The sequence below is a fragment of the Ancylobacter terrae genome (assembly GCF_045108345.1).
Classification (GTDB): Bacteria; Pseudomonadota; Alphaproteobacteria; order Rhizobiales; family Xanthobacteraceae; genus Ancylobacter.
Genome location: NZ_JBJGXH010000002.1, coordinates 69,845 through 88,848, shown reverse-complemented (window position 1 = coordinate 88,848; position 19,004 = coordinate 69,845). Strand labels below are relative to the sequence as shown.

Genomic DNA, 19,004 nt, shown 5'->3' with positions numbered 1-19,004 from the left:
CGGGCGGGCGTGCAACGGCGCAACCATAGCAGGGCGTCAGCCGCTCTGGCTCCTCATTCCTGCAAACCCGCTTTGCGTGCCGCCGGCAACGGCGGCCTGCCGGATCCGGATCAGCCCGGCGTTGCGCCGCCGGCCGGCGCGCCGATGAAGCGCTTGAACACCCAGCCCGGCTTGCCGTTATAGGTGATCTGGCACCAGATGGTGCAGGAGACGACCTGGACATTGGCCCCCGCCGGGACGATGCCGACGGTGGCGGCATTGTTGTCCGGCGCGGCCCGCATGTTGACGGCCTGGCGGATGGTGGCATTGCCGGCGCTCACCGGCGCCGCCGGCGTGGCGGAAGCAGGGGGGCGGGCGGCGACGACGGGCGCGGCCGGCCGCGGCGCGGCAGCGCCGGACGCCGCAGAGGTGGCCGCCGGGAGGGTAGCGGCCGCCGCCGGCGGTGTCTCCGTCGCGGGGCTGGCGACCACCGGCGGCGGGCTCGCCGCTTCCGGCTCGGCGGGCGGGGCCTCGGCGGTCGGCTCGGTGACCGCGTCGGGTTCCTGGACCAGCGCCGGGTTGCCGGCGGCGGGCGCGGGATCGGCGGGCAACGGCGCGGCCGGGACCGGTTCGGCCGCCGCGGGCGTGGGCGCGATGGCCGGTGCGGCGCTTTCCGGCGCGGCGCTCTCCGACGGGGCACTCTCGGGGGCCGCGGTCTCGCCGGCGAGGACGGGCGGGGCCAGTCGGCTGGCCGCGCCGGTGTCGCCCGGCCGCAATTGCGACGACGGCAGGTGGATGGTGCGGATGGCGGGCGGCGCCTCGGCCGGCTCGGGAGCCATCGCTGCGGGCGCGGGTCCCGGGGCCGCCGGCTCGGGCGCCTCGAGTGCCGGGGCGGCGGGCGCACGCGGCGCGGGCGCCGCCGCCACGACCGGTGCGGCGAGGGCGGCGGTCTCGCCGGTGGAGGCCGCGTCGTCGCCGCGCTTCAGGCCGAGCAGGGTGGCGATGGCGCCGCCGCCGACGACGGCGCACAGTACGATGGCGAGAACGAGAGGGCCGCGCGGGATCCGCGCCACGGCGGTCCGCCGGGCCGGCTGCGCCTTGCGCGCGCGCCCGGGCTCCCAGCTGCGGGGGGCGGACGGGGCAGGCGCCGCCGGCTGGCCGGGTTCGGCGCCGCGGCGGGGCGGGGCGGGCATGCGCAGCGGCTGGCGGGCGGACGGCGCGGGCGGCGGCACGGAAGGCGCCGACGTCTCCAACTGGTCGAGGAAGGCGTCGGTATCGATGAGGAAGGCCTCGGAATCATCGAGCGCACGCTCGTCCAACGCCGCCGGCTCCACCCGCGGGGGGGCAACGGGCGGTGCACTGCGCGCGACGGCCGGGGCCATCGCGGGTGGCTCGGGCGGCTCCGCCCGAGGCGGGCCGGGCGCGAGGCGGGCGTCGTCGTCCTGTTCGTCCGCCGGGCCTTCATCCGCCGGGCCGGCTGCCGGCTCGACGGTCCGCACGGCGGCCGCGGCAAGGGCGATTTCCGCGAAGACATCGTCGAGATCGACCGGCACGTTCGCCGCATCCGGCACTTCGGTGGGCGCAGGGGCCGGCGCGACGGCCGGGGCCTCGGCGGCCGGCGGGTGGTCCGGGCGGGCGCGGTCGCGCCGATGCGGCTCCGGTTCGGCGAACACGGCGTCGAAGTCGACCGCGGCGCGGGCCTCGGCGACGGCCTCGGTGAGCGGCGGCGGCACGCGCGCCGCGGGCGGTGCCGGCGGCGGGTTGCTCTGGCGGGCGCTGCGCTCGAGCTGGTCGAAGATGTCGTCGACGGCGGCCGGCGCGCGGGTCTCAACGGTGCCGGCATCCGCGGGCTTCGGCGCGGTCAGCGAGGCCATGATGCGCTGGAGATCGTCGGCCAGCGCGGCGATGGTGGCGGAGGCTTCGGTGGAGAGATCGTCGACGGGCTCGGGCGGGGCGTTCTCGATCGGACGCAGACGCGCCTGCGGCCGCATGTTCGCGGGCGGGGCACCGACGCGGCCCGGCACCGTCTCTTCCGCGGAGTCGCTGTCATCCATGTCGCGCAGCCGGGTGCTGAATTTCAGTACGCTTGCCATATCCGCCGTATTATTCCGGTTTCCGATGCAGGCTCGGGACGATCCGGCAAGCTTCCCCAGTCGTTCCCGGCAATCGGCGCCACCGCGCCGAGCATTGATTTCGCTATTCTTTCTAAGATTACATTATGCCCGCATTGGGGCGGCCGGGACAAGCCGCCCCGCTGGCTGCGATGTGTCGCACAGGAAGCGCCCGAAGGGGAGGGGTTTGCCCGATTGCGCGCCGCGATGCATCGGCCTATCCGAGCGTGGACCGCTGGAGCGGCATGCGCGGCATCGCCGTCCGGCCAGCGAAACGGGAGCGTTCGTCCATGCGCTATGAAAAAGGCCGCAAGGAAACGACGCGGCGCCGGATCGTCGAGATCGCCGCGCGGCGGTTCCGCGACGAAGGAGTCGACGGCGTCGGCGTCGCCACGCTCATGGCCGGCGCCGGGCTCACCCATGGCGGCTTCTACGCGCATTTCGACTCCAAGGAGGAGCTCGTCCGGCAGGCGGTGGACGATGCGCTCGCGGCGTCGGCCGACAATCTGGCGAAGGTGCAGGCCGAGGGCGGGGTCGAGGCCGTCATCCGCCACTATCTGTCGCCCCGCCATCGCGACAATCCGGGAGCGGGATGCGCGATTGCGGCGCTGGCGCCCGAAATCGCCCGTCATCCCGAGGCGACACGGATGGTGCTGGCGCAGGGGACCGAACGGTTCGCCGCGGTGCTGGCGCCGCATATGGGCGCGGTCGATGCCGACGAGCGTCGGGCGCGGGCGAACGCGCTGGTCGCGCTGATCATGGGAACGCTGCAGCTCGCGCGGGTCGAGCCCGACGCGGAGCGCTCCGCCGCCATTCTGGAGAGCGGCATCGCCGCCGCCCTCCGCCTTCTCGGCTAAGCAAGCAAGGAGCCTCCGCCCTTCCGGTGAGCCGGGGGCCCGCCGGAAAGGCGCCGGCCGCGGCCGGCTCAGAAGCTCGCCTCGGTCACCTGGTCGGGGGTGGACATCTCGGTGCCGAACCACTTCTTCTGCAGGGCGGCGAGGCGGCCGTCATGCTTCATCTTGATGATGACCGCGTCCACCGCGTCCAGCAGCGACTTGGCGTCCTCGTTCTTGGTGCCGATGTAGCCGAAATAGACCGGCTTGCCGAACGGCGGCTCGACCACTTCGAACACGTCGGGCTTCGACTTGGCGAGGAAGGCGATGTTCGGCAGCGAGTTCGCCACGGCGACGATACGGCCGGCACCGAGATCGGCGTAGGACTGGCTGAAGTCCACATATTCCTGGATGGTCGGGGCGGTCGGCAGGGTCTTGGCGAATTCCTGCAGCTGGGCGAGCTGGGCGGTGGCCTTGGCGCTGCCGACCTTCTTGCCGGCGATGTCCTCGGGCTTGGTGATCGAGGCGTCGCCCTTCTTCTTCAGGATGGCGACGGTGGCGTTGGCGATCGGCGAGGTGAAGCGGTAGCGCTCCATGCGCGCCTTGGTGATGGTGGCCGGGCCGGCCACCATGTCGAACTTGCCGGCCTCGAGGCCCGGCAGCACGCTCGGCCATGGCAGGTCGAGGAAGGTGATCTTGACGCCGAGCTCCTTGCCGATCTCGGCGAAGATCTCCTTGTTCATGCCGGCCTGCTTGCCGTCCTCGACGAAGTCGAAGGGGGCGAACTGCAGCTCGGTGCCGACGGTGAGCTCGCCCTTGGCCTTGGCCTTGGCGAGCAGGTCCTCGGCCTGGGCGAGGCCGGCAAAGCCGACCGAGGCGACGACGCCGAGCGCGGCGACGCGCAGGCTGCGGGCGAGGGCATGACGCCGGGTGATCACGTTCATCTCGGTCTCTCCTGTTCCCTTCCGGGCTGCCGCGGCCAGCGGGCCGGGTGCGCGGTTCTGATGATTAAGTGTAGACATAACGGCTTGGCGTGCGCAATCGGCGCGCGTGCCCGATCAGGCGGCAGGCGCCTCGCCATTCTGCCAGAAGACGTTGCGCTCGAAATAGTTCTGAAGGAACTGCCTGAGCCGCGGATTGTCGTTGCGGCGGAACACCTCGTCGGGCGAGCCGGAGGCGGCGATGACGCCGTGGTCGATGAACACCACCTTGTCGGCGACCTGGGCGGCGAAGCCCATCTCGTGGGTCACCACCGCCATGGTCATGCCCTCGGAAGCGAGGTCGCGCATCACCTGCAGCACCTCGCCGACGAGTTCCGGATCGAGCGCCGAGGTCGGCTCGTCGAACAGCATGATGTGCGGCTCCATGGCCAGCGCGCGGGCGATGCCGACGCGTTGCTGCTGGCCGCCGGACAACTGGCTCGGATAGGCGCCGGCGCGGGCGGAGAGCCCGACCTTGGCCAGCATCGCCTCGGCGCGGGCGCCGGCCTCGGCGCGCGGGATGCCGCGGGCCAGCCGCAGCGGGGCGGCGACGTTCTCCAGCGCGGTCATGTGCGGCCAGAGATTGAACTGCTGGAACACGAAGCCGACATTGCGCCGGACGCGCGCGACCTCGGCGTCGGAGACCGGCCGGCGCCGGCCGCCTTCGAGCGAATAGCCGAGCAGTTCGCCCTCGATGTAGATCTCGCCCTCGTCATAGGCTTCGAGAAAGGCGATGCAGCGCAGCAGCGTCGACTTGCCGGATCCGGAAGGCCCGATGATGCAGGTCACCTCGGACTTGGCGACGCTGAGGTCGATGCCCTTCAGCACCTCGACATGGCCGAAGCGCTTGAACACGCCGCGCGCGTCGATCATGGGACGTTCGCTCATGCGGTCGCCTTTCATGGCTGGCTGCGGGTGCGCAGGGTGAAGCGGCCGACGCGCTTTTCGAGGCGGCGGGCCGCGATGGTGGTGATCTCGAGCAGCGCCCAGTAGACGAGGGCGAGGAACAGCAGCGTCTCGGCGAAGGCGAAGGTGGTCGAGCCGATCGACTGCACCACCGAGGTCAGTTCGTTCACGGTGATGACCGAGAGCACGGCGGTTTCCTTCGACAGCAGCACGGTCATGTTGGCGAGCGCCGGCAGGATGATCACCAGCATCTGCGGCAATTGCACGTGGCGGATGATGGCGGTGCGAGAGAAGCCCATCATCCGCGCCGCCTCGATCTGGCCGGGCGGCACGGAGAGGAAGCCCGAGCGGAAGATCTCGGCGAAATAGGCGCCGCCATAGAGCGCCAGCCCGGCGATGCCGGCGACCAGCGGGCTCAGGTCGAGCCCGAAAGAGGGGCCGCCGTAATAGATGATGAAGAGCTGGATCAGGAACGGCGTGCCGCGCATCAGCGCCACGTAGAAGGTGAGCGGCGCCGACAGCCAGCGGTTGGTCGAGAGCTGCAGGATGGCCACGACCAGCCCCACGACGAGCCCGAGCGCGGTGCCGGTGATCCAGATGTAGAGGGTGAGCGCCAGCCCGTCGGCGAGCGAGGCCCAGTTCGAGGTGAGGATGGAGATGTCGAAGCGCATCAGGCCTTCTCCACCCGGAAGCGGCGCTCCGCGCGGTCGCCGGCAAAGCTGATCACCGCGTTGATGGCGAAATAGATGGCGCCGGCGGTGAGGTAGATCTCCAGCGGCTGGAAGGTCGAGGTGGCGATGTTCTGGGCGAGGCGGGTGAGCTCCAGCACGCCCACCACCGAGATCAGCGAGGAGGCCTTCACCATCATCGTGGTCTCGTTGACCAGCGAGGGCAGGGTGAGGCGCACCGCCATCGGCACCTCGATGCGGGTGAGGATGGTGGAGCGCGAGAAGCCGACCATGCGCGCCGCCTCGATCAGCCCGGGCGGGATGCCGAGGAAGCCGCCGCGCAATATTTCGGCAAGATAGGCGCCGGTGCACAGCGCCAGCGTGCCGACCGCGGCGACGGAGGAGGGCACGTTGAGGCCCATCAGCGGCAGGCAGTAATAGCTCAGCAGCAATTGCACCAGCAGCGGCACGCCGCGGAAGAAGCTGACATAGAAGGTGGCGAGCGCGCTCAAGACGCGGTGCGACGACAGCCGCGCGGCGCAGACCAGCGTGCCGATGCCGAAGCCGATGGCCACCGACAGCAGCGAATAGACCACCGTCCAGACCGCCGCGCCGAGCAGCAGCGGCAGCGATTTGACGATGATGGCGGTGTCGAACATGCGCTCTCCCGATCGTGCCGCGCCCGGATGTGGACCCGCGCGGGGCCGGCCGTCAATCACCCGGCCTGCCGCCGCAGCTCCTGCAAGAATGCGTCCACCAGCGAGGCCTCGGCGCTGCCGCGGCGGTAGGCGGCGAAATGCTGCGAATCGTAGGGGTAGATCTTCGCCCTGAGCTGCCGCATCTGCCCGCGCTCCACCCATGGCTCGCCGATGTGGCAGGGCAGGAAGCCGACGAAGCGGCCCGACAGGATCAGCATCGCCTGCGCCTCCATGTGGATGACGGCGGCCCCCGCGCGCGGATGGCCGACCCGGTAGAGATCGTCGAGGTGGCGGTAGGTGCGGATGGAGAACAGCGCCCGCTCCACCTCCGCGCGGGTCACGCTCGCGGGCGGGCGGTCGAACAGCGGATGGCCGCGCCCGCAATAGAGGCCCTGCGCCTCGCGGTGCAGCGGCACATAGACCACGCCGGGCGCCTTCTGCGACAGCGGACCGATGACGATGTCGCGGTGGCCATCGGCGACGGCGCGCTCGAGGTCGTGCGGGGTGGCGAGTTCGAGATCGATGAACACGCCCGGCGCCCGTTCCGCGAACCGGCCGATGGCGGTCTGCAGGCCGAGCGCCGGGCTGGTGATGACGCCGTCGACGATGCCGATGCGCAGCCGCCCGACCAGCTCGCCGCCATGGCGGGCGAGGCGGTGCTGGAAGCTGTCGATATCGGCGAAGAGCTGGCGCGCGGCGGCGAGCGTCGCCTCGCCGAACGGGGTGAGGCGGAAGCCGCGCCGGCCGCGCAGGCACAGGCTGCCGCCCAGCTTCTGTTCCAGCGCGGCGACATGGGTGCTCAGCGTCGACTGCGAGAGGTTGAGCGCGATCTGCGCCGCCTGGAAGCTGCCGGATTCGGCCAGCGTCACGAAGACGCGCAGCAGCCGGAGGTCGATATTGTCGAGCCGGCGCATGCGCCGCGCCTCGGGCGCGCCACGCGTGCCGGGGGTGTCGGGCGTGGTTTCCGGCGGGGTGTCCGGCTCGTCGCCGGTGCGTCGCGAGGACATGCCGGCAGGCTGGCATTCATATCGGCATTCTTCAATGCAAGGATCGATCAAATCCTATTTCTCTCGATGTGGTTCTGCGCCACCATCGATGGGCCTGTTTGAAGGCGACACCGTCATCCTGAGGAGCCATTCCGGCAGGAATGGCGTCTCGAAGGATGGTCCCGGAGCCTCCCGCGCCGGCTGGAAGATCCTTCGAGACGCGCCTGCGGCGCTCCTCAGGATGACGGTCCAAGTTTTTCAAACAGTCCCTCGAAACGACGCCATGGCTTCCCGACAGCCTCTCCCCCGTCCCCTCCTTCAGGCGCGAGCGGTTCCGTGATCGATTTCAGCGGCCAGAACGTGCTCGTCACCGGCGCCAGCCGCGGCATCGGCTACGGCATCGCGGCGGCCTTCGCCGACGTCGGGGCGCGGCTCCACATCCTCGCCGACGATGCCGGCGTGTTCGCCGCGGCGGAGAAGCTCGGCGCGGCCGGTCACCAGGTCGACATCACCGATGCGGCGGCGGTCGCGGAGGCGGCGGCGCGGATCGGCCGGCTCGACGTGCTGGTCAACAATGCCGGGCTGGAGCGGATGACCGCGCTGGACGATGCCAGCGCCGGAAACGAGGCCATTTTCCGCCGCATCCTCGAGATCAACGTCACCGGCACCTTCCTCGTCACCCGCGCCTTCCTGCCGGCGATGGAGCGGGGCGCGGCGATCGTCAACACCGCGTCGATCTGGGCCCGCGTCGGCGAGCCGCTGTTCGGCGCCTATGTCGCTTCCAAGCACGCCGTGCTCGGCCTGACCAAGAGCTGGGCGAAGGAGCTCGGCCCGCGCGGCATCCGCGTCAACGCGGTGTGCCCGGGCTGGGTGCGCACGGAAGCCTCGATGCTGTCGCTGTCGCGCATGTCGCAGCGCACCGGGCGGCCGGAAGCGGAGCTGCTGGCCGGCATCGTCGGCAATCAGGCGCTAGACGGGCTGATGGAGCCGGCCGATATCGCCAGCGCCTATCTGTTCCTCGCCTCGAAGCTCGCCGCCAACATCACCGGGCAGTCGCTCGGCGCCGACCGGGGAGAGGTTCCATGGTAGCGGTTCTCGACGGCCGGCGCGCCCTGGTCACCGGCGCCGCCAGCGGCATCGGGCGGGCCATCCTGCTCGCGCTGCGGGCGGCCGGGGCGCGGGCGGTCGGGCTCGACATCGCCGCCGCGCCGGAAGGCGAGGCGGATTGGGTGCGGGTCGACCTCGCCGAGGCCGCCGCCATTCCCGGCGCGGTGGCCTCCGCTGTCGGCCGTCTCGGCGGGCTCGACATCCTCGTGAACTGCGCCGGGCTGATGACGGAAGCCCCGCTCGCCGAGATCGAGCCGGACGGGCTCGACCGCATGTACGCGGTCAATGTCCGCGCGCCCTTCCTCGTCACCCGCGCGGCGCTCATTGCGATGGGCGAGGGCGGGCGGATCATCAACATCGCCTCCGAACTCGCCTATCTCGGCCGCGCCGGCGCCTCCGGCTATTGCGCGACCAAGGGGGCGATCCTCTCGGCGACGCGGGCCTGGGCGCGCGAGCTCGCGCCCCGCATCCTCGTCAACGCCGTGGCGCCGGGGCCGGTCGACACGCCGCTGCTCGGCTTCGCGGCGATGACACCCGAGCAGCAGGCGCTGGAGACCACCAATCCGCTGGGCCGCATCGGCCGGCCGGAGGAGGTGGCGGCGGCGGTCGTCTTCCTCGCCTCGCCGGCGGCCTCCTTCACCACCGGCCAGTGCCTCAGCGTCGACGGCGGGGCGGCGATGCACTGACCGCACCGACTGCACTGACAATCCACCTCACCGCACCGACTGTTCACTCTCATCGTCCACCGTCAAAGGGTCCCCCGACATGGTCGACAGCGTCTTCATGGCCGAGCTGAGCTGGCCCGAATTCGAGGCGAAGATGCAGGCCGGCGCGCCGGTCTTCCTCCCGCTCGGCTCCACCGAGCAGCACGGGCCGCATTCCCCGCTCAATGTCGACGTGGTGCTGCCCACCGCCGTCTGCGAGCGGGTCGCCCGAAATATCGGTGGAATCGTCGCGCCTTGCGTGCCCTACGGCGCCAAGTCGAAGCCGCGCTCGGGCGGTGGCGAGGATTTCCCGGGCACGATCAGCCTCGACGTGGTGACCTTCATCCACGTGGTGCGCGACGTGGTGCGCGCGCTCGGCCGCAAGGGCGCGCGGAACATCGTCGTCGTGGTCGGCCATTTCGAGAATGGCTGGCCGGCGGTGGAAGGGATCGACCTCGCCTTCCGCGACCTCGCCACCGAGGGCATCACCGGCATGAAGATCATGCGGCTGGAATACTGGGATTTCGTGACGGCGCAGACGCTGGATAAGGTATTCGCGCCAAAGGCTTTTCCCGGCACGGAGCTGGAGCACGCCAGCCTCGTCGAGACCTCGTTGATGCTGCTGCTGGAGCCCCGCCTGGTCGAGATGGACAAGGTGCCCTCCGACGGACCGGCGCAGTTTCCGAGCTACGATATCTGGCCGACGCCGCCCGGCTTCGCCCCGCCCTCGGGCGTACTGGCCGACGCCAACGGCTCCTCGGCGGAGAAGGGCAAGCTCTTGATGGACGACCATGTGGCGCTGATCACCGCCGCGGTGACGAAGGAGTTCGGGCTGTGAGCGGAGCGAACCGTCCGGACCTCGCGCATTTCCAGCCGGTCGATTCCGGCCTGGTGCCGCGCTTCGCCGGCATACCCACCTTCATGCGGCTGCCGGTGGCGGAGCCGGCGGAGGTCGACATCGCCCTCGTCGGCGTGCCGTTCGACGGCGGCACCACCAACCGCGCCGGCCCGCGCCACGGCCCGCGCGAGGTGCGCAACCAGTCGAGCCTGATGCGCCGGGTGCACCATGTCACCGGCGTCTCGCCCTACGACCTCCTCCGCGTGGCCGATTGCGGCGACGCGCCGGTCAACCCGATCGACCTGATGGACGCGCTCGCCAAGATCGAGGGTTTCTATGCCGGCCTCCGCGAGGCGGGGGCGGTGCCGATCTCGGTGGGCGGTGACCATTTGATTTCATTGCCGATTTTGCGTGGACTGGTGAAGGGACGCGGCGACGGGCCGGTCGGCATGATCCATTTCGACGCCCATACCGACACCTATGACAGCTTCTTCGGCGACAACCGCTACACCCATGGCACGCCCTTCCGGCGGGCGATCGAGGAGGGGCTGCTCGATCCCAGGCGCGTCATCCAGATCGGCCTGCGCGGCGCGATCTCCGACGCCACCAACTACGACTGGGCGCGGGAGGCGGGCATCCGGCTGCTGTTCATCGAGGAGTTCGAGGCGCGCGGCGTCGACGCGGTGATGGAGGAGGCGCGTGCGCTCGTGGGCGACCGGCCGACCTATGTCTCCTTCGACATCGATGTGATCGATCCCTCGCAGGCGCCGGGCACCGGCACGCCGGAGATCGGCGGCATGACCACGCGCGAGGCGCAGGCGCTGGTGCGCCGGCTCGGCGGGCTCGACATTATCGGCGCCGACCTCGTCGAGGTGTCGCCGCCCTTTGACATCGGCGGCATCACCGCACTGACTGGCGCGACCATCCTGTTCGAATTGCTCTGCGTGGTGGCGCACAGCGTCGCCGCCCGGTCGGTACATCCCTGATTTTGCGGAGAATTTCCATGGCGCACGGCTATGAAGCGGGCCGGCTCAACCTTCCCTTCGTTGGGCTGTCGACCTTCGGCAAGAGCCCGGTCTGCCTCGACTGGGATGCGATCGACGCTGATGTCGCGGTGATGGGTGCGCCGTTCGACTTCGGCACGCAATGGCGCGCCGGTGCCCGCTTCGGGCCGCGGGCCATCCGCGAGGCCTCGACGCTGTTCTCCTTCGGCCATGCCGGCGCCTATGACCATGAGGACGACGTCACCTATCTCGACGGCGCGCGCATCGTCGACATCGGCGATGCCGATATCATCCACACCGACACGATCGGCAGCCACGCCAACATCGAATTCGGCGTGCGCAAGATCCTTGCCGCCGGAGCGCTGCCGGTGGTGCTGGGCGGCGATCATTCGATCAACATCCCCTGCATCAACGCTTTCAGCGACGAGAAACCGGTCCATCTCGTCCAGATCGATGCGCATCTCGACTTCGTCGACGAGCGGCACGGTGTGCGCTACGGCCATGGCAACCCGATGCGGCGGGCGGCGGAGAAGCCCTATGTCACCGGGCTCTCGCAGTTCGGCATCCGCAATGTCTCCTCGACCGCCCGCGAGGGCTACGAGGCGGCGCGGGAGATGGGCTCGGACATCCTCTCCGTGCGGCAGATCCGCAAGCTCGGGATCGAGGGCACGCTCGCGCGCGTGCCCGCCGGGCAGCGCTATTACGTCACCATCGACATCGACGGCTTCGACCCCTCGATCGCGCCCGGCACGGGCACGCCGAGCCATGGCGGCTTCCTCTATTACGAGGTGCTGGAACTGCTCGACGGACTGGCGCAGCGGGGAACCATCGTCGGCGTCGATCTCGTCGAGGTGGCGCCCGACTATGACCACACCGGGACCACGGCGATCCTCGCCGCGCAGATCCTGCTCAATCTGATCGGCCGCGTGCTGCATTACCGTTGAGGGGCGGCCGCCTCGATCCCGAGATAATGGGCGAGGAAGGCGCGCAATTCGGCGATGTCTTCCTTGATGCGGTCGTCGCCGCGGCTCGCCGAGGCGTGGAAGATGCCGTCGAGATGCAGGCCGACGAGGCGGGCGAGGCGTGGGGCGTCGATCGTGCGGAACCGGCCGGCAGCCATGCCTTCGGCCAGTGTCTCCTCGAGCAGGCGGCGCTCCTGCGCGTAGAAGCCGGCTATGGCACGGTCGACCGCGTCGTCGCGGGTGCCGGAAGCGGCATAGTCGGCCATCACCTTGACCATGCGGGCGATGGTGGGGGCGATGGTCGCGTGCATGTCGAGCCAGGGGCCGATGGCGCCCAGCGGATCGTCGGGATCGGCGCGCAGCGCGTCGTAGCCGGCCATCATCTGGGCGATGGCATGCTCCAGCGAGGCGCGGACGAGGTGCTCCTTGTTGTCGAAATAATGGTAGATCAGCCCGACATTGATGCCGCACCGCAGCGCGATGTCGCGCACCGTGACGATGCTGAAATGGCGCTGCGCGAACAGCCCGAGCGCCTCCTCGAGGATGAGCTCGGCCCGCCGCTCGGGCTTGAGGCGCTGCCGCGCGGCGCGTGGCGACATGGCGATCCGATCCCTCCGCTTCCTGTCTCTCGCTTCCGCCGACCCTTCATAGGCGAGCCGCCCCCGGCGGCGCCAGTCCTGGCTGGCCGCGGATACTGACCGGGTCATGGGCAGAACCACGCTGCGGTGCACAAAGTTTGCGCTTGCACAATAAGTGGTTTCCCGGAGGATATTAAATGCGTGCTTAATAGCAATCCCGCCCTCCGTTCCCTGCCTCCGGAGTTCCCGATGCCGCGTTCTTTCCGTGCCGCGCTCCTCCTTGCCGCCTTCGCCGTCGGGCTCGCCGCGACGGCGCTGTCGCCGGCCCACGCCGCGGCCAAGAAGTCCTTCAAGGTCGGCTATGTGGTCTATATCGGCTTCATGCCGATGGCCTACCTGAAGCAGTCCGGCATCCTGAAGAAGTGGGCCGACAAATACGGCATCGAGATCGAGATGCTGCAGGCCAACGACTATGTCGGCTCGATCAACCAGTTCATCGCCGGCGACCTCGACGCGGTCGGTGTCGCCAGCATGGATGCGCTGACCATGCCGGCGGCGGGCGGGGTCGACACCTCGGCCTTCCTCATCACCGACTATTCCAACGGCAACGACGTCGTGCTGTCGAAGACCGCCAAGTCGGTCAAGGATCTCGCCGGCAAGCCGGTCTATCTGCTGCAATATTCGGTCTCGCACTACCTGCTCAACCGGGCGCTGGCGCTGAACGGGCTGGCGGGCGTCGGGGCGGTGAAGACGGTCAATATTTCGGACGCGGAGATCAGCGCCGCCTTCGTCACCCAGGCCGAGATCGACAACGCCGTGTCGTGGAAGCCGCTGACCGAGGACATGCTGAAGGACGGCAAGGCGACCAACATCTTCGATTCCTCGAAGATCCCCGGCGAGATCATGGACATCTTCATCGGCAAGACCGAGGTGCTGAAGGACAATCCCGATTTCGCCAAGGCGCTGACCGGCGCCTGGTACGAGGCGATGGCGGTGCTCTCCGCGGGCGGCGAGAAGGCGGCGCAGATGAAGGCGGTGATGGCGAGCGCGATGGGTTCGGATCTCTCCGGCCTGCAGTCGCAGCTCGACACCACGCATTTCTTCACGACGCCCGCCGAAGCGGCTGCTTTCCTGACGGCGGAGAGCACGGGCAAGATCTGGGACTACATTCGCACCTTCTCGTTCGAGCAGGGACTGTTCGGCCAGGGTGCGACCAGCGTCGACGCCATCGGCATCCAGCTTGGCGACGGCAAGGTGCTGGGCGACACGGCCAACATCAAGCTGCGCGTCGATCCCGCCTTCGCCCGGCTCGGCGCCGACGGGAAGCTCTGAGGCGGGCTCGCCTCGCGGGCCAGGTGCGCCTGCCCGGCCGGGCGCTGACCGGACGAACCATTGCCCTGTGCCGGTCCCGCGCCGCCTGCCGCGCCGCGCGAGCCCTGAACCTCGCCCGAATGGCCGCGTGATTGCCGGAGCCTGCCGATGCGCCGCATCATCAACTATCCGCCCGCGCGCGGGACCCGGGTGATCCTCGGCCTGCTGCCCTTCGTGCTGCTGGTGCTGGTCTATGTGCTGGCGTCGAACGCCCGCCTCGCCGAGCTGCCCAACGACAAGCTGATGCCGAGCTTCGCCGCGATGTGGAAGGCGATGGTGCGGCTCGCCACCCAAGTCGACATGGCGACCGGCGAGCGGCTGCTGTGGTGGGACACCGGGCTGAGCCTCGCGCGGCTCGGCATGGGGCTTGGCATCTCGGCGCTGGTCGGCCTCGTCGTCGGCATACTCGTCGGCTTCATCCCGCATCTCAGGGCGGCGTTCGAGCCCTTCCTCGCCGTGCTCTCGCTGATCCCGCCGCTGGCCGTGCTGCCGATCCTGTTCATCATCTTCGGCCTCGGCGAGGTGTCGAAGATCGTGCTGATCGTGTTCGGCATCGCGCCCTTCCTGATCCGCGACGTCGCGCTCAGGGTGGGCGACATTCCGCGCGAGCAGATCGTCAAGGCGCAGACGCTCGGCGCCTCGACCTGGGACATGATCGCCTGGGTGGTGCTGCCGCAGGTGCTGCCGCGCCTGATCGATTCGGTCCGGCTCTCGCTCGGGGCGGCGTGGCTGTTCGTGATCGCGGCGGAGGCGATCGTCTCCGAGGGCGGGCTCGGCTACCGCATCTTCCTGGTGCGGCGCTACCTCGCCATGGACGTGATCCTTCCTTACGTCGCCTGGATCACGCTGCTCGCCTTCCTGATGGACCTCGCGCTCCGTCAGATCGGCCGTAGCGCCTTTCCCTGGACGCGGCTGAGGGAAGCGTGATGACGGAGATCCGCTTCGAGAACGTCTGGAAGGAGTACGGCGAGACCGTCGTGCTCGAGAATGTCAGCCTGACGCTGCCCGACCACGAATTTCTGGTGATCATCGGCCCGTCCGGCGTCGGCAAGACCACGCTGCTGCGCATGCTGCTCAGCCAGGAGGCGCCCACGCGCGGGCGCATCCTGATCGACGGCGAGCCGATCGCCCCCGAACCGACCGCCGATCGTGGGGTGGTGTTCCAGCGCTACTCGGTGTTCCCCCATCGTACCGTGCTCGGCAATGTCATGATCGGCCCGCAATGGGCGGGCACGCATGTCGTCGGCCGCTTTTTCGGCGCCCGCCGGCGCGAACTGAAGGAGCGCGCCATGGCGCTGCTGGCGCGCGTGGGGCTGGCCGAGGCGGCGCACAAATATCCCCAGCAGCTTTCGGGCGGCATGCAGCAACGCCTCGCCATCGCCCAGGCGCTGATGATGCGCCCGAAGGTGCTGCTGCTCGACGAGCCCTTCGGCGCGCTCGATCCCGGCACCCGCAAGCAGATGCACGCCCTCGTCGGCGAATTGTGGGAGGAGCACGCCATGACCATCGTCATGGTGACGCACGATCTGCACGAGGCGTTCCTGCTCGGCACCCGCGTCATCGCCATCGACCGGCCGCGCCGCGATCCGCAGGCACCTGAGCGCTTCGGCGCGACGATCACCTCCGATTTCGAAGCCAAATGCCGCGTGGTCCGTGAATCGCGGCGCTTCGAGGCCGCGCGCGGCGTGTTCACGGGCATGCCCGCCATCGCCCCAAACCCTGCCCTCGTGAAGGACTGACCGATGACGACCAAGCCTTTCCATCTCGCCTGGTTCATGAACTTCACGCCCGACGAGTGGCGGGAGCCGTTCGGCCAGGGCGGCAATCCCTGGGATGGCCAGTTCTATATCGAGATGGCCCAGGCCATGGAGCGCGCCTGCTTCGATCTCATCATGATCGAGGACAAGCTGATGGTGCCGGAGACCTATGGCGGCTCGCGCGACATCTCGCTGAAGCACGCCATGATGGTGCCGAAGGCCGACCCCGCGCCGCTGGCGGTCGCCATGGGGATGGCGACGAAGCATCTCGGCGTGGTCGCCACCATGTCCACCATGGCCTACCCGCCCTTCATGCTGGCGCGGCTCTCCTCGACCATCGACAGCCTGACCAAGGGCCGCTTCGGCTGGAACGTCGTCACCTCGGCCGAGGATCTGATGGCGAAGAATTTCGGCATGGACCGGCTGCCGCCGCGCGAGGACCGCTACGCCATGGCCGAGGAATACATGGAGGTATGCGACAAGCTGTTCAACAGCTGGGAGCCGGACGCGGTGGTGCTCGACCGCAAGAACGGCATCTATGCCGACGGCTCCAAGGTCCACACCATCGATCACGATGGCAAATACTACAAGGTGCGCGGTCCGCTGAACACGGTGCCCTCGCCCCAGCGCCGGCCGGTCTATCTGCAGGCCGGCGCCTCGCCGCGCGGCCGCGACTTCGCCGCGCGCTATGCGGACGCCATCGTTTCCGTTGCCAATGGCGTCGAGGGCATGAAAGCCTTCCGCACCGACATCCGCGCCCGGGCCGAGAAGCTCGGCCGCAACCCGGACGAGATCAAGGTGTTCTTCTGCGTCTGTCCGAGCCTTGGCGAGACCGAGGAGGAGGCTTATGCCCGTTATCGCAATGTCACCATGTCGGACAATTTCGTCACCGACGTGCTGATCTCCATCTCCGCCATTACCGAGATCGACTTTTCGACGTACGAGCTCGACAAGCCGCTTCCCGAGAAGCTGGTGACCAATGGCGAATCCGGCACGCTCGACAAGTTCCAGCAATGGGGCTCGGGCAAGACGCTGCGCCAGCTGGCGGCCGATGGCGGCGGTGGCCTCGTCTCGTCCATGGAGCTGATCGGCACGCCGGCGCAGGTCGCCGACAAGATGGGCGCGGCGATGGCCGAGGTCGGCGGCGACGGTTTCCTGATCACCACGCCGGTGCTGCGTGTCTCGCGCCGCTACATCGCCGAGATCTGCGACGGGCTGGTGCCGGAGCTGCAGGCCCGCGGACTGACCCGCAAGGCATACAAGCACCAGCTGCTGCGCGACAATCTGCGCGAGTTCTGAGCGACCGGGCGGGACGGCAGCACGTCGCGCCCCGCCCGTGCGGGGCCCATGCGTGACCGGCTGCGACGTCGGTCGGGGAGATACGGCATGACGGAGAGGTCGGAGACCGCGCACCCGCTGCACGAGGCTATGCGCGAGTGCGCGGCATCAGCGCCGGTGACCGCGACGCATTATCGCAACGCGATGGCGCGGCTCGGTGCGGCGGTCAACATCGTCACCACCGACGGACCGGCGGGCCGCAACGGCTTTACCGCCTCGGCGGTGTGCAGCGTGACCGACAGCCCCCCGACGCTGCTGGTCTGCCTCAATCTCGGCAGCTCGACCCGTCCCGCCTTCGAGCGCAACGGCGTGCTCTGCGTCAACACGCTCGCCGGCGGGCATGTGCCGTTGTCGAACCGCTTCGGTGGCCGCACTCCGGCCGATGAGCGCTTTGCGCTGGGCGACTGGACCACGGCGGTGACCGGCGCGCCGGTGCTGGTTGGGGCGCTGGAAGCGTTCGACTGCCGTATCGTGAACCGGGTCGACGTGGGCACTCACGCCGTGCTGTTTTGCGAGGTGGTGGCGCTGATCGAAGGGCCGACGCGCGAGGGCCTAGTTTACTTCGATCGCCGGTATCTTGCCGTGAACGCCGAACAGGCGCTGCCCTGACCGCGTCGCCGCAGCGCGGGCCGTGCAGGAGCGGCATCTCGGGCTGGTAACGACCGCAAGGGGCGAGGGCGTTCGGTTCTCCCCAGGAATAAGGCTCCCCGGTGCGGGCAGGAGTGGGCCAGCATGGGCAAGCGCATGCGTCGTTTCGAGCCGGCCTCGACGCCCTCCGGCGACTCCACTCCCGAACAAGCGGAAGCCCGGCGCTGCCAACCGCAGGCCGGGCTTCCATTCGTGCTTTTGCAACAATGCCTTGGCGAGGGAGCGCCGAACCTCAGGCCGCGCGCTCGGCCTCGTCTTCGTCGGTATCGATCTCGTCAGCGTCCACCTCGGCCTCGGCTTCGGCTTTGCCGGTGCGGCGCGGGCCCTTGAGTAGGTTCTGCTCGATCAGCTTCACCGATTCGGTCTCGGTGAGATTGTCGACGGCGGCGAGCTCGCGCGCCATCCGGTCCAGTGCCGCCTCGTAGAGCTGGCGTTCGCTGTAGGACTGCTCGGGCTGAGCCTCGGACCGGTAGAGATCGCGCACCACCTCGGAGATCGCGACGAGGTCGCCCGAGTTGATCTTCGCTTCGTATTCCTGGGCCCGGCGGCTCCACATGGTGCGCTTGACGCGGGCGCGGCCCTTCAGGGTTTCGAGCGCCTTTTTCACCACGGTGGGTTCCGAGAGCTTGCGCATGCCGACGCTGGCAATCTTCGGCACGGGGACCCGGAGGGTCATCTTGTCTTTCTCGAAATTGATCACGAACAATTCGAGCTTGAAACCGGCGACTTCCTGTTCCTCGATTGACGTTATGCGCCCGACGCCATGGGACGGATAGACAATATGCTCACCCGTCTTGAAACCCTGGCGGATGGTGGAGGGCTTCTTCGTCGACATGCTTTGTCCTGCTCCTGGGTCTCGACCGATCGGCGCCGTGCGGCCTGACGCACCGACGAGGGCCCGTGGGCACCAGCCCGCGGGCAGCAATACACACCGGCGACCGCACCAAAGCGGTTTCCGGCTTCTCAGCCGATGATGGAAAATCGGAACCACACCCGGGGCGCAGAAAGGCACCCAAGGAATGAAACGATCAGAAAAGTTCCGGAAGGACGCCCGCCATGCGAGCGTTGCACCCTAGCAAACCCAATCGACTGTGTTTGCTACGGTAGCACAATTCGGCTGAAAATCAAAGCACTGCCGCGTCGCAGCGCGGGCGATGCCCGGCGAGGATGCCTGCCGTTAGGGTAGGTCGATCAATCGCCGCTGCCGGGCTCGGCCGACAGATATTGCAGCTTGTCCGGCTTGCCGTCCCACTCCTTGGCGTCCGGGAGCGGCTCCTTGCGGTCGGTAATGTTCGGCCAGACCTTGGCGTAGTCGGCATTCAGGACGAGCCACTTCTCCAGCCCCGGCTCGGTGTCCGGCTTGATCGCCTCGGCCGGGCATTCGGGCTCGCAGACGCCGCAGTCGATGCACTCGTCCGGGTGGATGACGAGGAAATTCTCTCCCTCGTAGAAGCAGTCGACCGGGCAGACGGAGACGCAGTCCGTGTACTTGCACTTGATGCAATTCTCCGTGACGACGTAGGGCATTCGCCAAGT

General features: G+C 68.9%; 20 protein-coding genes. 11 read left to right on the top strand and 9 right to left on the bottom strand.

What is annotated here, in order from left to right:
• Positions 1–110 precede the first annotated feature (110 nt).
• The gene (locus ACEUEL_RS14730; RefSeq protein WP_405706959.1) at positions 111–2,033 is read right to left on the bottom strand and encodes an SH3 domain-containing protein; all 1,923 of its coding nucleotides are present in this window, start codon (positions 2,031–2,033) and stop codon (positions 111–113) included.
• A 347-nt stretch (positions 2,034–2,380) separates the two neighbouring features.
• Between ACEUEL_RS14730 and ACEUEL_RS14725 the strand changes: the two genes are divergently transcribed.
• The gene (locus tag ACEUEL_RS14725) at positions 2,381–2,947 is read left to right on the top strand and encodes a TetR/AcrR family transcriptional regulator (RefSeq protein ID WP_405706957.1); all 567 of its coding nucleotides are present in this window, start codon (positions 2,381–2,383) and stop codon (positions 2,945–2,947) included.
• 68 nt (positions 2,948–3,015) lie between these two features.
• On the opposite strand, the gene ACEUEL_RS14720 is transcribed toward ACEUEL_RS14725, so the two are convergent.
• The 5 genes from ACEUEL_RS14720 to ACEUEL_RS14700 form a co-directional block, all read right to left on the bottom strand.
• Complete coding sequence (locus tag ACEUEL_RS14720; protein ID WP_405706955.1) at positions 3,016–3,867, bottom strand: transporter substrate-binding domain-containing protein; 852 nt, start codon at positions 3,865–3,867, stop codon at positions 3,016–3,018.
• Positions 3,868–3,981: 114 nt separating this feature from the next.
• The gene (locus ACEUEL_RS14715) at positions 3,982–4,791 is read right to left on the bottom strand and encodes an amino acid ABC transporter ATP-binding protein (RefSeq protein ID WP_405706953.1); all 810 of its coding nucleotides are present in this window, start codon (positions 4,789–4,791) and stop codon (positions 3,982–3,984) included.
• An 11-nt stretch (positions 4,792–4,802) separates the two neighbouring features.
• Positions 4,803–5,480: an amino acid ABC transporter permease gene (locus tag ACEUEL_RS14710; protein WP_405706951.1), complete on the bottom strand. Its 678-nt coding sequence runs from the start codon at positions 5,478–5,480 to the stop codon at positions 4,803–4,805.
• Positions 5,480–6,121 (bottom strand): amino acid ABC transporter permease, encoded by a 642-nt coding sequence (locus ACEUEL_RS14705; protein WP_405707579.1) that lies wholly within the window; start codon positions 6,119–6,121, stop codon positions 5,480–5,482. Before ACEUEL_RS14705 ends, ACEUEL_RS14710 begins: the two co-directional genes overlap by 1 nt.
• A 71-nt stretch (positions 6,122–6,192) precedes the next feature.
• Positions 6,193–7,182: a LysR family transcriptional regulator gene (locus ACEUEL_RS14700; protein ID WP_405706950.1), complete on the bottom strand. Its 990-nt coding sequence runs from the start codon at positions 7,180–7,182 to the stop codon at positions 6,193–6,195.
• Positions 7,183–7,497: 315 nt separating this feature from the next.
• Here ACEUEL_RS14700 and ACEUEL_RS14695 point away from each other — a divergent pair, with 315 nt between their 5' ends.
• The 5 genes from ACEUEL_RS14695 to speB (ACEUEL_RS14675) all read left to right on the top strand — a co-directional run bounded on the left by ACEUEL_RS14695 (position 7,498) and on the right by speB (ACEUEL_RS14675) (position 11,758).
• Entirely contained in the window at positions 7,498–8,250 is a 753-nt protein-coding gene (locus ACEUEL_RS14695; RefSeq protein WP_405706948.1) for an SDR family NAD(P)-dependent oxidoreductase, read from the top strand.
• Positions 8,244–8,954 (top strand): SDR family NAD(P)-dependent oxidoreductase, encoded by a 711-nt coding sequence (locus ACEUEL_RS14690; protein WP_405706946.1) that lies wholly within the window; start codon positions 8,244–8,246, stop codon positions 8,952–8,954. The genes ACEUEL_RS14695 and ACEUEL_RS14690 overlap by 7 nt, the downstream gene beginning before the upstream one ends.
• Before the next feature lie 79 nt (positions 8,955–9,033).
• Positions 9,034–9,810: a creatininase gene (locus ACEUEL_RS14685; RefSeq protein WP_405706944.1), complete on the top strand. Its 777-nt coding sequence runs from the start codon at positions 9,034–9,036 to the stop codon at positions 9,808–9,810.
• Positions 9,811–9,893: 83 nt separating this feature from the next.
• A complete protein-coding gene (gene speB, locus ACEUEL_RS14680) occupies positions 9,894–10,796 on the top strand; it encodes an agmatinase (protein ID WP_405707577.1) in 903 nt (300 codons plus the stop codon).
• 17 nt (positions 10,797–10,813) lie between these two features.
• Positions 10,814–11,758, top strand: a complete 945-nt coding sequence (speB, locus tag ACEUEL_RS14675; RefSeq protein WP_405706942.1) for an agmatinase — start codon at positions 10,814–10,816, stop codon at positions 11,756–11,758.
• On the opposite strand, the gene ACEUEL_RS14670 is transcribed toward speB (ACEUEL_RS14675), so the two are convergent.
• Complete coding sequence (locus tag ACEUEL_RS14670) at positions 11,749–12,375, bottom strand: TetR/AcrR family transcriptional regulator (protein ID WP_405706940.1); 627 nt, start codon at positions 12,373–12,375, stop codon at positions 11,749–11,751. The genes speB (ACEUEL_RS14675) and ACEUEL_RS14670 overlap by 10 nt on opposite strands.
• Positions 12,376–12,603: 228 nt before the next feature.
• On the opposite strand from ACEUEL_RS14670, the gene ACEUEL_RS14665 reads away from it, so the two are divergent.
• The 5 genes from ACEUEL_RS14665 (at position 12,604) to ACEUEL_RS14645 (ending at position 17,429) form a co-directional block, all read left to right on the top strand.
• Entirely contained in the window at positions 12,604–13,686 is a 1,083-nt protein-coding gene (locus tag ACEUEL_RS14665) for a putative urea ABC transporter substrate-binding protein (protein ID WP_405706938.1), read from the top strand.
• A gap of 147 nt (positions 13,687–13,833) precedes the next feature.
• Entirely contained in the window at positions 13,834–14,652 is an 819-nt protein-coding gene (locus tag ACEUEL_RS14660; protein ID WP_405706935.1) for an ABC transporter permease, read from the top strand.
• On the top strand, positions 14,652–15,464 hold the full coding sequence (locus ACEUEL_RS14655; protein ID WP_405706933.1) for an ABC transporter ATP-binding protein: 813 nt from the start codon (positions 14,652–14,654) through the stop codon (positions 15,462–15,464). Before ACEUEL_RS14660 ends, ACEUEL_RS14655 begins: the two co-directional genes overlap by 1 nt.
• A gap of 3 nt (positions 15,465–15,467) precedes the next feature.
• Positions 15,468–16,781, top strand: coding sequence for an NtaA/DmoA family FMN-dependent monooxygenase (locus tag ACEUEL_RS14650; protein ID WP_405706930.1), 1,314 nt, complete (start codon positions 15,468–15,470; stop codon positions 16,779–16,781).
• Between the two features lie 129 nt (positions 16,782–16,910).
• Positions 16,911–17,429 carry a flavin reductase gene (locus ACEUEL_RS14645; RefSeq protein WP_405707575.1) on the top strand — a complete coding sequence of 173 codons (519 nt, stop codon included), beginning with the start codon at positions 16,911–16,913 and terminating at the stop codon, positions 17,427–17,429.
• Positions 17,430–17,700: 271 nt separating this feature from the next.
• On the opposite strand, the gene ACEUEL_RS14640 is transcribed toward ACEUEL_RS14645, so the two are convergent.
• Both ACEUEL_RS14640 and fdxA read right to left on the bottom strand, forming a co-directional pair.
• Positions 17,701–18,303: a CarD family transcriptional regulator gene (locus tag ACEUEL_RS14640; protein WP_405706928.1), complete on the bottom strand. Its 603-nt coding sequence runs from the start codon at positions 18,301–18,303 to the stop codon at positions 17,701–17,703.
• 356 nt (positions 18,304–18,659) lie between these two features.
• Positions 18,660–18,995 carry a ferredoxin FdxA gene (gene fdxA, locus ACEUEL_RS14635; protein ID WP_405706926.1) on the bottom strand — a complete coding sequence of 112 codons (336 nt, stop codon included), beginning with the start codon at positions 18,993–18,995 and terminating at the stop codon, positions 18,660–18,662.
• Between the last annotated feature and the right edge of the window lie 9 nt (positions 18,996–19,004).